The 13,347-nt window shown below is 62.2% G+C and carries 5 protein-coding genes; all 5 read right to left on the bottom strand.

The features are described 5' to 3' along the window. Window positions 1–300: 300 nt before the first annotated feature. Window positions 301–1,797 (bottom strand): Asp-tRNA(Asn)/Glu-tRNA(Gln) amidotransferase subunit GatB, encoded by a 1,497-nt coding sequence (gene gatB, locus WD012_RS04775; protein WP_339562647.1) that lies wholly within the window; start codon window positions 1,795–1,797, stop codon window positions 301–303. 19 nt (window positions 1,798–1,816) lie between these two features. After that, window positions 1,817–3,349: an Asp-tRNA(Asn)/Glu-tRNA(Gln) amidotransferase subunit GatA gene (gene gatA, locus WD012_RS04770; protein ID WP_339562646.1), complete on the bottom strand. Its 1,533-nt coding sequence runs from the start codon at window positions 3,347–3,349 to the stop codon at window positions 1,817–1,819. A 3-nt stretch (window positions 3,350–3,352) separates the two neighbouring features. Then, on the bottom strand, window positions 3,353–3,646 hold the full coding sequence (gene gatC / locus WD012_RS04765; protein ID WP_339562645.1) for an Asp-tRNA(Asn)/Glu-tRNA(Gln) amidotransferase subunit GatC: 294 nt from the start codon (window positions 3,644–3,646) through the stop codon (window positions 3,353–3,355). A 496-nt stretch (window positions 3,647–4,142) separates the two neighbouring features. Next, entirely contained in the window at window positions 4,143–11,267 is a 7,125-nt protein-coding gene (locus WD012_RS04760; RefSeq protein WP_339562644.1) for an Ig-like domain-containing protein, read from the bottom strand. A gap of 309 nt (window positions 11,268–11,576) precedes the next feature. Then, entirely contained in the window at window positions 11,577–13,340 is a 1,764-nt protein-coding gene (locus tag WD012_RS04755) for a SpaA isopeptide-forming pilin-related protein (RefSeq protein ID WP_339562643.1), read from the bottom strand. Between the last annotated feature and the right edge of the window lie 7 nt (window positions 13,341–13,347).

Raw genomic sequence — 13,347 nt, 5'->3', positions numbered from 1 at the left:
TGCGAATACGTGCCCCCGGCGCACCCCCGATATACCCTCGACCGCACCCAGGCTACCCCGTCACGCCTCTCAACAGTGCCATCCCCATATTCCACCGACGCTCACCCACCTGCCAACGTCGGTAAAAACAGGAACTCAACCTTCTGCCGACGCTTACGTATCTGCCTGCGTCGGCAGACGCGGTTCGGGGTGGTGGTACAGGACAGCCCCACAGGGCGTCGGCTCTGTGGGGCTGTCTTGGTGATGTCGGGCGGCTGCACTCATTCAGTGCAACCAGTGCAGCTGCCCAACCCGATTCGCTCAGTGCAGCTTCTTCATGACCAATCCGCTGACCGCCTTGGCGTCAGCCTGGCCCTTGGTCGCGCGCATCACGGCACCGATGATCGCTCCCATCGGCTTCATGTTGCCGCTCTTGAGCTTCTCGACGATGTCGGGGTTGTCGGCAAGCGCCTTGTCCACCGCGGCTTCGAGCGCGCCCGTGTCCTGGACGACCTCATAGCCGTGCTTCTTGACGACCTCGTCCGGGGTGCCCTCGCCGGCAAGCACGCCGGAGACGGTCTTCTTCGCGAGCTTGTCGTTGAGCTTGCCGGAAGCGATGAGCTTCTCGACTTCGGCGACATCGGCCGGGGTGATCGGCAGTTCCTCGAGTGAGACGCCCTTGGCGTTCGCTTCACGCGACAGCTCGCCGAGCCACCACTTCTTCGCGCCGGATGCGCTGGCACCGGCCTTGACGGTGTCCTCGATCAGGTCGAGCGCGTCGGCGTTGATGACGTCACGCATCTCGAGATCGGAGAACTTCCACTCACCCTGCAAACGGTTGCGGCGTTCACGCGGCATCTCCGGCATGTCCTTGGCGATGCGCTCGATATGCTCCTTGGTGATGTGCAGCATCACCAGGTCAGGATCCGGGAAGTAGCGGTAATCGTCGGCGTCGGTCTTGACACGGCCGCCGGCGGTGGTTTGCGAGGCCTCATCCCAGTGGCGGGTCTCCTGCAGCACCTCGCCGCCATCGCTCAGCAGCGCCGCCTGACGGCGGATCTCGTAGACGATGGTCTTCTCGATGCCGCGGAAGGAGTTCACGTTCTTCGTTTCCGAACGCGTACCCAGCGGGTCGGTGGGCTTGTTGCGCAGCGACACGTTGACGTCGGCACGCATATTGCCCTGCTCCATGCGGGCGTGGGAGATACCCAGCGCGCGCACGATATCGCGCAGCGTACGCATGTAGGCGCCTGCGATTTCCGCGGCGCGCTCGCCCGCGCCCTCGATCGGCTTGGTGACGATCTCGATAAGCGGGACGCCGGCGCGGTTGTAGTCGACGAGCGAATGGTCGGCGCCTTCGATACGGCCGTCGGCACCACCCACGTGGGTGTTCTTGCCGGCGTCGTCCTCGATGTGCGCGCGTTCGATCGGCACGCGGAAGATCGAGCCGTCGTCCAGTTCGACATCCAGGTAGCCGTTGCCGTTGGTCGGCTTGTCATACTGCGAGATCTGATAGTCACGCGGCATATCCGGGTAGAAGTAGTTCTTGCGGGCGAACTGGCTCCATTCGGCGATTTCGCAGTGCAGGGCGAGGCCCAGCTTGATGGCGAAATCGACGGCGGTCTCGTTGATCACCGGCAGGCTGCCCGGCAGGCCGAGGCTCACCGGGGTCAGCTGGGTGTTCGGTTCGCCGCCGAACTCGATGTGAGCCGGGCAGAACAGCTTGGTGTTCGTGCACAGTTCGACGTGGGTCTCCAGGCCGATCACCGGGTCGAACCGCTTGACGGCTTCAGAGAATTTCATCAGTTTTTCAGCCATTTGTCTTCGTCCTCCGGTTTCAGGCGTTCAGCCACGGCGTGGCCATCTTCGTGAGGATATTGCCGCCCCACTGCTCTTCCAAAGCCGCTTCGAGCGCGGCGGCGGGCTTGTACATGGCCTCGTCGTGACGCTGCGGCGCGAAGAACTGGAAGCCGACCGGCATGCCGTTGTCCGACAGGCCGCACGGGATGGACATGGCGGGCACACCAGCCATGTTCGCGGGGATGGTCGCCACGTCGCCCAGGTACATGGACAGCGGGTCGCTGGTCTTCTCGCCGAAGTGGAACGCGGTGCTCGGAGCGGTCGGGGACACGAGCACGTCAACCTGTTCGAAGGCCTTGTTGAAGTCGTCGATCACCAGGGTGCGCACCTTCTGCGCGGAACCGTACCAGGCGTCGTAATAGCCGGCGGACAGCGCATACGTGCCGAGGATGATACGGCGCTTGACCTCGTCGCCGAACCCGGCTTCACGCGTGTAGGCCATCATGTTGGCGGAGGTCTGCGGCACACCGGCGGGCGGCATGACGCGCAGGCCGTAGCGCATGCCATCGTAGCGGGCCAGGTTGGAGCTGACCTCGGACGGCATGATGATGTAGTACGCGCCCAGCGAATACGGCAGATGCGGGAGGCTGACCTCCTTGACTTCGGCGCCCATGGATTCCAGCAGCTTGACCGCTTCATTGAACCGGGCGGCGACACCGGCTTCGAAGCCTTCGCCGCCGATTTCCTTGATCAGACCGACGCGCACGCCCTTCAGGTCACGCTTCAGGCCTTCGCGGGCGGCCGCTGCGACCGGCGGGACCGGGGCGGGGATGGACGTGGAGTCACGGCGGTCATTGCCGCCGATGACCTCGTGCAGCAGCGCGGTGTCCAGCACGGTACGGCCGCACGGGCCGATCTGGTCGAGCGAGGACGCCATGGCGATGGCGCCGTACCGGCTCACACCGCCGTAGGTGGGCTTGACGCCCACGGTTCCGGTGAATGCGCCCGGCTGGCGGATGGAACCGCCGGTATCGGTGCCGAGGGCGAGCGGCGCCTCATAGGAACCGACCGCGGACGCGGAGCCGCCGCCGGAACCGCCCGGAACGCGGGTCGCATCCCACGGGTTGTGGGTGTTGCCGAACGCGGAATGCTCAGTCGAGGAGCCCTGCGCGAACTCATCAAGGTTGGTCTTGCCCAGAATCGGCATGCCAGCGGCTTTGATCTTCTCGATAACCGTGGCGTCATACGGCGGCACCCAGCCTTCGAGGATCTTGGAGGCGGCGGTCGTGGGGATGCCCTTGGTGACGATCATGTCCTTGATCGCGATCGGCACGCCGGCAAGCTCCGGCAGGCCTTCCGTGTCACCCGCGGCGAGCTTCTTGTCGAAGGCGTCGGCCTGGGCGAGCGCCTCCTTGTCGGAGATGTGCAGGAAGGCGTTGACCGTGGGCTCTGCGGCCTCGATGACGTCGAGGTGCGCCTGGGTCAGTTCGCGGCTGGAGACCTCTTTGGTACGGATTTTCTCCGCCATCTGCGCGGCGGACAGTTTCACGAGTTCAGTGGCGTTGCTCATGGATCACTCTCCCAGGATCTGCGGGGCGACGAACATGCCCTGATCGGTCGCGGGGGCGCCGGAGAGCGCCTCCTCCTGCGTCAGCGGGGTCACGGCGACGTCGGGGCGCAGGTACGCCTCGAGCGGAACCGGGTTGGCCGTCGGCGGGACATCGTCCGTGGCCACTTTCTGGACTTCGTCAATCGCGTCGGCGACGGCGTTGAGTTCGCTCTGCATACGGGTGATTTCCTCATCCGTCAGGGCGATTCTGGCCAAATCGGCCAGATGCTCGATTTCTTCACGTGTGAATGTTGCCATGCCTTCCACTATATGAGCCGAGTGTGACGTAGGGGTGTGGATACGGGACTTCTCGCCGTAAGGGGCCGTATGCAACTAAACTCCCGGATTTTGCGGGAGATAAGCGCAAATACGGCATCCGGCGCGTGTTCTCCCGGCAGCGGTTTCGGTGCGGATTTCAAAAACCGCGGTATTCCAACGTTCTCTATTGGGAGTATTCCTGCAGAAAGGCGGAATTCTTCAGAACTCCCGCATCCGCCCGGGAGTTTACCCGCGGTATTGCGTATTCCAGACAAACTCCCGTTGCATTCACGGAGACATCACCCAGCGCACAGATATGGACGACGCTTTCTCCTTTCGACAGCACGGCGACGCCCAGAACAACAATCGGGCGGGATCCGCCGGATTTCTCCGACGGGTCCCGCCCGATTGGCGGTCCGGCATATTGGTGCCGGACCGGAGGACAGTTCACACGGATTCGGAATCTACCGCCCTATGAACCGTCCCGGTTTCCTGCCTACTTGATGTGCCGCCCATGAGCACGCTTGCGTCCCTGGAGCGTCATACCCGCTGCCGCGAGCATGCTGGCCACCGCGAGCGGCAGGAGGATGGAGACACCGGTCTTGGCGAGCCGGCCGAAGGACGTTGCCTTCTTCGGGGCGCTAGAGGCAGCAGAAGGTGCGATGCCCTTGCCGTCCTGCCGCGCGCCCGCCGGGCCGCCCTGCGCCGGGGTGGTCTGCCCCGGAGCGGTCGGCTTCGCCGGGTTGACCGGGTTGGCCTTCCACTGTGCGTACAAGGTCACATCACCCTGCGTCAGCACGCTCGGATCATAGGGATGCAGGCCTTCCTTATCGGTGGTCCATCCGACGAAGGTGTAACCATCGCGGGTCGGCGCCGACGGCACAGTGACGGTGACGCCTTCAGGCACCTCAGTGGATGCATTGGTGTCGTTGCCGTTACCGTCGAAGTGAACGGTGCGATAGTCTGTCACCACAACCGTGCGCTTGACCTTGCTGACATTACCGTTGACGTCGGTAACCGTGTAGGTCAGGCTGTAGGTGCCGGGCTTGGACGTATCGACGGAGCCGTCCACCGTGATGGAGCCGGTGACATCGCCATCAGCGTCATCCTTGGCTTTCACGTCGGCGAGAGGATCGAAAGCGGTGCCGGTCTTGACATAGGCGGTCGTATCGTCCTTCTTGCCGTACGGATCACGCGGGATGGTGATGGCCGGCGCGGTGGAATCCGCTTCGACCTTGACATTCACGCTCACCGGGATGCTCACGCCGTCAACGGTCACGGTTCCCGTCAGGGGCACGATATCGCCACCCTTCGTGTTGGCCCAGTCGAAGGTGTTCCACTGGACGTCGACATCGCGTTCGGAACCGTCATCGAAGGTGACGGCAACCTGCTTGGGCAGTGTGCCCGCATGCTTGGCGATGACGGTGACGGCGGCCGGGGACTTGGCGGAAGTGGCCGTTGCAGGCACGTTCACTTTCACCTTGTCGCTCTTGACGACCTTGACTTGCTTGCCGCTGATCGGGTCAGTGTACTGCTGGGTGATTGTCAGCGAGATGGTGACTTCGCCGCCGCGCTTGGCGGCGACGGTCGCGGTTCCATCAGCGTTTGCCGTCACCGTCGCAGTCTTCTCGTCTGAAGACGACCAGGCAATACGCGTGTTGGTCGCATCGGCCGGATCAGCCTTCGCGGTCAGGGTGAGCGTATCGCCCTTCTTCACCGTGGCCTTGCCCTCCGTGGCACCGTCGATGGCGGCGCCGGTCAGCGGGATGGGCTTGTCGACGACGGTCACCGTGCGGGTGGCGCTCGTCTTGTTGCCTGCCGCATCGCTGACGGTGTACACCAGCGTGTACGTGCCGGATGTGTTCACATCCACCTTGCCGTCGACGGTGATGGACTTGGTCAGATCACCGTCGTGGTTGTCCGTCGCCTTGACACCGGTGGTCGGCTTGAACGTCGTACCGCGATAGACGGTGGCGTTCTCGACCCCTGTGATGGCTGGCGCCTGGGTGTCATGCCACTGGGCGTACAGCGTCAGATTACCGGTGACCGGAGTATCGAAGGCGTAGGGCTTGGCCCCGGCCTTGTCGCTGGTCCAGCCTGCGAAGGCGTAGCCGTCGCGGGTCGGGTCGGCGGGCTTGGCGGCAGGGGTGCCGTCATCCGCCACAGTGACCGGATCGGTCTTCGAACCGCCGTTGGCGTTGAAGGAGACCTTCCAGTAGCGTTGCGCCACGCTCACGGAGACAGTGGAGCTGATGGCGGAATCGGACTTGAGCGTCACGGTGACGTTCTTCGTGCCGACCGTATCGAGCACGGTCTTGTCCGCGGGGTCGACGGTGTATTGCGAGGGCTTGAGAACCTCGCTGGTACCGTCGTCCTTCTTCGCCGTCACCTTCAGCGTGCCGGCATCGAAGGCATCACCCTTGGTGTAGGTGTTCTTGCCGGATTCGATGGAGGCCGTAATGGAGGTGATCGACGCGGGAACCGTCACGGTGATGGTGTCGGTCTTCGCGGTGTCTTCCTTCACTATGGACAGCGGCTTCGTGGTCACGGTGATGGTGGCCTTGCCGCCACGCTTGGCGGTGATGGTCGCGGTGCCGTCGCCGTTGTCGACGACGCTCGCCACAGCCGTATCGGACGACTTCCAGCTGACCGTCTTGTCGGTCGCGTTGGTCGGGGTGATGGTCGCCGAGACGGTGGTGCTCTCGCCCTTGGTGACAGTCACCTTGCCGTCGGTTACACCGGTGCCGGTGACGGCAACGGTTTTCACCGGGTGCGGCGTCTTGGTCCACTGCGCGTACAGGGTCAGGTCGCCGGTCACAGGCTTGGCGAAGTCGTAGAGGCTGGTGCCCTTCTTGTCGGTGGACCAGCCTACGAAGCTGTATTCACCGTCATGGGTCGGCGTCTTCGGTTCAGCTGCGGGAGCATTCTTGCGGACGGTCTGGGTTGCCGCACCGGCGAGCGTGCCGCCGTTGGCGTCGAAGGTCACGGTGAACTTCGGCACCTTGTTCACGGTCACGGTCACCGTCACGTCGAGCGACCCGACCTGGGTCTGGCCGTTCACCTCGAAGGTGGTGCCGCCCTTGCCGTCGCCCCACTTGTCGGAGCCCACGTAATCCCAGGTCACCGTGGACTGCACGGTGGAGCCGTCGGACATGGTCACGGTCACCTTGGCCGGCAGATTCGGCTTGACGCCCTCATCGGTGGTGATCGGCTCGACGGATGCGGACTTGGCGACTGCCGTAGAGGAAGTCACAACGGTCACCTTGGCTGTGGCATCAGCGTTGAGACCGGTCGTGCCGGTGATGGTGATGGTCTTGCCTACCGTGTCGAGGTCATCCTGGCTTGCCGCGGACGGGTTCCAGTTCACCTCGACCAGCTGGGTGGTGTTGTCGGAGTACTTGGCAACGACCTTGTCCGGCAGCATGGCGGCCAGATCATTGACCGTGGACTTCGCCGGTACGGACACGGCGACCGGCTCGAAACCGGTGAAGGTCGCGCTCTGGTTTGCGCTCACGGTGATGTACAGGTAGGACGGCAGATCCGTTCCCTTGACCTTGCCCGTTACCAGGTACGTGCCGGGCTTGGTGTAATCCACCTTGCTGGTGTCCCAGGTAACGTCACGGTAATTCGCGTCATCGTCACCGTCTCCGTCGTTGTTGCCAGCGACATCGACATACACCTGCTTAGGCAGGGTGATCTTGTCTCCAACGGAGGTGTGGTACAAGTACCAGTCGACCCAGCTGACCTCGTCCTTGGCGACGGTGTCTTTCACCGTCACCTTGACCGAGACCTTCTTGCCGTTCTCGATTGTGCCGTTGACGGTGAAGGTGCCGGGCTTCTCGTATTTCGCCGGGGGGATGTTGTCCCACGTGACGTGCATCGGAATCACCGTGCCGTCATCGAGGGTGACCGGGTAGTTATACATCAGGGCAGGAGCCGTACCGGTCTTGGTGACGGCCGTCTGTTCCACCTTGGTGTTCACCGATGCCACGGACCCCACGCGCACCGTGGTGCTGATGGTGTCGATCGCGGTATCGCCGATCTTGAGCTTGCCGCCCACACGGAACACCGCGCCCGCATCCTGGTAGGACGAGGGGTCGATGGCAGCCCACTCCACGTCCACGTCACGGGTCTTGCCGTCCTTGGTCCTGACGGAGACCGTGGAGGGCATGTCGGGTGCCACCCCTGGGGTCGTCGGGATCTGGTAGGTGTCGATCTCGGTGATGGATGCGACATGGACAGTGGCTTGCGCCTGCTTCTTGCTGTCCTTGACCGTTCCCTTGACGGTGAAGGTGGTGCCGTCCTTGCCGGCCGCATATTGTGACGGGTCGATCTTCTCCCACGTCACGTCTGCCCAGGTGTCGTACGAGTCCTCATCCGAACCGCCAAGGGCGGAGGCGATCTTGTCCTTGAGACTGGTGGAGTACTTCGCCCCGACAGATGACGGCAGTTGCGGGGCAGTGCCCGGCACTGTCCACACATCGACCGGTGCGATGGCGGCGTAATCCTCGTATACCTTGAGTTTGCCGGTAACGGTGGTGTTGGTGCCGCTGATCGTGCCGGTCATGGTCTTGTCGCCGGCGGTGCTGTACAAATCCTTGGTGATCTTCCACTGCACGCTCTCGGTGCCCTTGGTGCCGTTAGAGTACACCACGTCGGCGCGGCCCCAGTCAGTCGGCTCTTCGCCGACCAAGGTTTCGACGGTGTTGGAGACCGAGGCGCTCTTGATGTCGACCACATGGATGGTGGCCGTGGTCTTCATGCCGTTCTCAAGCGTGCCAATGACCACGATATCGCCCAACGTGTTGAGCTTGTTGTGGTCGTATTTGTCCCATGTGACACTGAGCGAGACCGCCTTTCCTTCTTCGGTGAGCACCGTGAGGGAACTGGTCAGGTACGGGTCGTTTGAAGAGCCACGCACATAGGTGATGTCCTCGCTCTTGTCATAGGAGTGCACTTTGCCGACCGACACGTGTGCCACCGGCGTGACGCTGGCGCCTTGGATGGTGCCGGGAACGTCGAATGCACCGGCTTTGGCGTATTTCGTGGCATCGATATCATCCCAGACCAGGCCGGAACCACTCGCAAGATTATATGTCTCGCCGTCGGTCAGTTTCAGGGACATCGAGGTGGGCAGGTCCGGCTTGACGCCTTCCACCGTCTCGACGTTGATTTGCGCGCTGCCGGGCACTGCGTCATACACGTGCACCTTGCAGGTGATCGGGATGTTCGAATACTTGATATAGCCTTTGACGGTGAACGTGCCAGGATGCGCGTAATCCTCAGGCTTCACGGTCTCCCACTGGGTGTCGAGGTACTTGGTCTCGCCGTTCATCAGCACCGTCGTCACGGAGTACGGCAGGCCAGGGGCGACGCCGGTGAGCGTCGACACCGATACGGTGCGGGTTTTCTGGCTGTCCACCACCTTGATGTGGAGCGTGAATTTCTTCGTCGTGTCACGGTCGGTGTATTTGCCGGTGATATCGAACTGCCCGGCCTTGCTGACCTGGTCTTCGGTGATCGTGTCCCATGTCGGGTACACGGTTTCGTCGACGCCGTCCGTGCCATGTGCCGTCGCCCACGGGAGCGACGACGGCACGATGCCGGTCACGGTGGTCACCGTATCTTCGCTCAAGGTGAAGGACTTGATGTCATAGACCGTCACGTGACCGACCACGTCGATGGTGGTGTCGCCAAGGTTGATGGTGCCTTTGACATCGATTTTCCCGGTCTTGTCGAACACGTACCCGTCATCCAGCTTCCACGTGACGTCGAAGTAATGGGACGAACCGTCGTCGAGTTCGAATTCATAATTATGCCACTTAAAATCAACCGCGCTAGTGCCAACACGAATCCTGGTTGTGGTTTCGTTGGATTTCAGGCCTACAACCGTGATATGGCAGACGGCCTTGAGGTCCGTGCCCTGGACCGTACCTTCGACATCGAACGAACCAGCCGTGTCGAATTTCTTCGCATCGATCTGCGGCCAGGTCACGTTCACGGAATCCCGCCCGCCATCGGCAAAAGTCGCATATGCAGACACATCCAGCGACACTGTCTCGCCGATATGGGCAGTCAACGTTTGATCGTTGATGCTGACGATCTTGGAGACATAGACTGTCGCGACTATGTTGACGTCAGTGCCTTCGAGTGTGCCGTTGACCGTGAACTTGCCCGGCTGCGCATACTTGGAGGGGTCGATGGAATCCCATTTAACGCCGTAATACGTATCATCGCTTCCGTCGCTCAGATCCGGTCTAACGGATGAGATCAGCGAGGGGGCGACGCCCGGGGCGGTGTGATAGGTGGGATTCCAGACAGAACGGATGCCCAGCACATTGATGATGCCCTTCACGGCGTAGTCGGTGTCTTCCACATGCCCCGTGATGGTGACGGTGCCTTCCTTGGAAGTGTCCACAAGATAGGAGTCACTGTCCCAGTGTACGAATACGTCGTCCTTCGTCGACCCATCCTCGAATTTCACCGTAGTGTAGCTGCTCAGATAACTGCTCAGACCACTAAGGCAGCCGTCAACATGGTGAAAGTCCTGATCCCAGCCCTCGCAGACTTTTTTCCCGATCCCTACGTTCACACGCACCGGATCGACCGAGGCGACTTTCGAAACCGTTACCGTCGCTTTGACGGCGACGGCGGAATCACTGCCATCCTGCTGTCGCAGCTTGCCGTTGACCTTGAACGTGCCAGCCTTCTTCACCTGGTCGGCGGTCACCGTATCCCAATGGACATTGACCGAAATCTTGGAGCTATTGGACAGATGCACATCGACGCTCCCCGGCAATTGGGGGAGTACGCCTATCCACGTGGAGACATTGACCGGGTCGATCGACTTGACTTCCGCCACCGTGACCTTCGCCTCGATGGTGGATTCCTCATCGCCCGTGGAACCGTACCACGAAGCCTTGCCTTTGACGGTGAACGTGCCCGCCTTCTTCACCTGGTCGGCGGTCACGGCATCCCAATCAATGGACAGCCATTGGCTAGTACCATCAGACAGCTTGCCCTCATAGCTGGTAGGCAGTGTCGGCGTCACTCCCACGGGAGTGGAGACATTGATCACCTTCGGGGAGACAAGCGTAGGCGCGGCGGGGGAAGATTCACCGGTCGCCGCAGGCGCAGGCGCTGCTGCTGCAGCCGCCTCAGGCTCCGCGGCGGCCGTCTTCGGTGCCCCGGCAAGGACCAGCGTCGCGGACGCCTTCTTGTCGGTGCCCTGCACGGCGCCTTCGAACGTGTACGTTCCCGCTGCAAGGTTCTTCAGATCCTGGGCGTCATGGTATCCGTTGCCGGTCCATGTGACATCGACCTGCTTCGATGAGCCGTCTGCATACTGCGCGGTGATCTGCGGCGGCAGGGTGATACCATCCTGCCCGGCTGTCGCCGTAATCGTATCCGGGTTCACCAGTGCCGTAATCGTAGAGGCATCCGAGCCGGTGGATGAGGTATCCTTGCCTTCGGTCACCGTGCTCTGCTGCGCAGTGTCACCGTTGTCTTCCGCGTTCGCCACCAGCGGCAATGTCACACCGCCGAAGAGCGTTGCCGCGGCAGCAACAACAGCGACCGCACGGAACCATCTGGCTCTGCCCTTCTCGCCATCACTGTCCATAGGACTTCTCTTTCCCTTCAGGAGAGAACCCAATATCCCCTCCACTATGTCACAAAATACCCCCCCCCCGTATACAGAAAGCCGCATAGAATCGCTGAAAAATGTAAATTCTACCTGACCTGTATCTGCATTTCCGATGCACGGTTATCAAATAGTCCGATACGCAATCCGAGGACACCGTCATGCCCGGCAGCGGCATCGCAACACGCCAAGGGCCTTGCGCCGAGGCCATGGTATGGTCCCGGCGCAAGGCCCTTGAGAGGTTACTCCGCGGGTTGCGTAATCCGCGGGAACAGTTGGCGGTTTATTTCACACGGTCATGTTCCGGCGTGAACGCACGACCACGATGACGCCGGCAGCGCCGAGCAGCGCCGCGATGACGACCATGAAGGCGATGCCCGCGCCACCGGTGAGCGGCAGCTGCGTGATGCTGTGCACGTTCTCGACGGTCAGCGCGTTGCTGCCGTCCGTATCAACCGAGGTCGGCGTGACCAGACCGTACGGGTCCGAAGTCGTGGAGTCACCGAACACGACCTTCGCCCCCTGATTGCTGATGGTGGCCGTGAAGCCCAGCTTCAAGGTGATATACCCGCTCGGGGCGGACACCTCGGTGATCTTGTACGAGGTGTCCACGCCTTGGGCGAGACCATCGAAGGTCACCGTGCCGTCCGCCTTGGAAATCGCCTCGTCATTACCGCAGGACTTGTCGCAGTTGGCACTGCCATTGACGTAGCCGGAGGGCAGCACGAACTGCTCGGGAGCGGAGGATTCGATCTTGAACCGCGCCCCGGCGAGCGGCTTGCCGGCGGCATCGACCTTCTTGAAGGTCAGCGAGGCGAGCACCGTGTGCGCGTACTTCTTCTTGGCGGGCAGCGTGCTCATGTAGAACTCGTTGTCGACCTGGCCGGCGGCATCGGACGTGACGACGGCATTGTACGAGACGTGCATGGCGTAGCCGCTGCCGATGTAGTTCTGCCACTTGGCGAGCGTGCTCTTGGCGAACTGCACGGTGATGGTGTGGCCGGTCATGCCGGTGGAGGAATCGCCCGTACCGTCGGCGGTGAACCACTGCTTGGTGCCTTCGGTGGCCAGGTCCGAACCGTCGGAGGTCAGCACACGGTAATCGGATGCCGAGATCAGCGCGGAACCGTCTTCGGCGGTGACGGTCTTGCCGTCCTTGTCGACGATGACGACCTTGACGCTGGACAGGTCGACTTTCAGCCCTTTCTGCGGGGTGTTGACGTAATCGAGGTTGTCGCCGGTGACCTCATCGGTCTTGGGCACGTAGCCGTTCATCGTGTAGGTGAGCGTCTCACCACGTGAAGCGGTGCGGCCGGTGTTGTCGATCTTCGCATCGCCCGCGACGCTGAAGGACATCTCGGTAGAGTAGTTCTTCATGTCGACGAGCGCCTCGGACGTGGGGTTCGTCAGCTGGTCGGCTTCATTGATCGTGCCGGAGCTTACCAGCATCGGGACCGCGTTACTGGAATCCTCGACCACCGGGCTGGTCACGTCACGGAACAGGTAGATGCCTGCCGGCAGCTCGATATACGCGCCGTAGGAATCCGAGGCCCCCTGCGCTGTCGCGTTCTTCAGGGTTGCGGTTCCCGGTGCGGGCAGGTCGCTCATGTGATTGACCAGATACGTGGCGAATTTGCGCGTGACGCCGTCCCATGGGGCGGCACTGCTGCTGTCAAGCACGCCTTGCGACAGGGCCCAGGCGAGCGGATCATCCACGTCGGAGGGGACCTGTTGCGTGGTCGTGGAATCCTTGAGCGCGTCGTTCAACGCCGCGGTGATGAGATTCGGCGACTTGGCCGCGATGGCCGAGTTGACGCGCACGCCGTATGCGGTGCCATCCTGCGTGGTCCCATACTGGACATAGTCGCCGATCTTCACGTATTCGAGTTTGTGGCCGTTCAGGCGGTTCGCCGCGCTCGCGGTGAACATGAACTGCGCCTTGTCGGTGACGACCGTGCCCTGCGCGTTCGCGGGCGCGGCGCCGATGGCCAGGCCGGCCACGGCGATGGCTGCCGCCGCGGTGGCGGACAGCAGGCGTTTGATGCTGAACATGATGGTT

The organism is Bifidobacterium thermophilum, assembly GCF_037482445.1.
Taxonomy (GTDB): Bacteria; Actinomycetota; Actinomycetes; order Actinomycetales; family Bifidobacteriaceae; genus Bifidobacterium; species Bifidobacterium thermophilum_B.
Note: the sequence above shows the minus strand (reverse complement) of the source record. Positions and strands in the feature narration are given on the sequence as shown.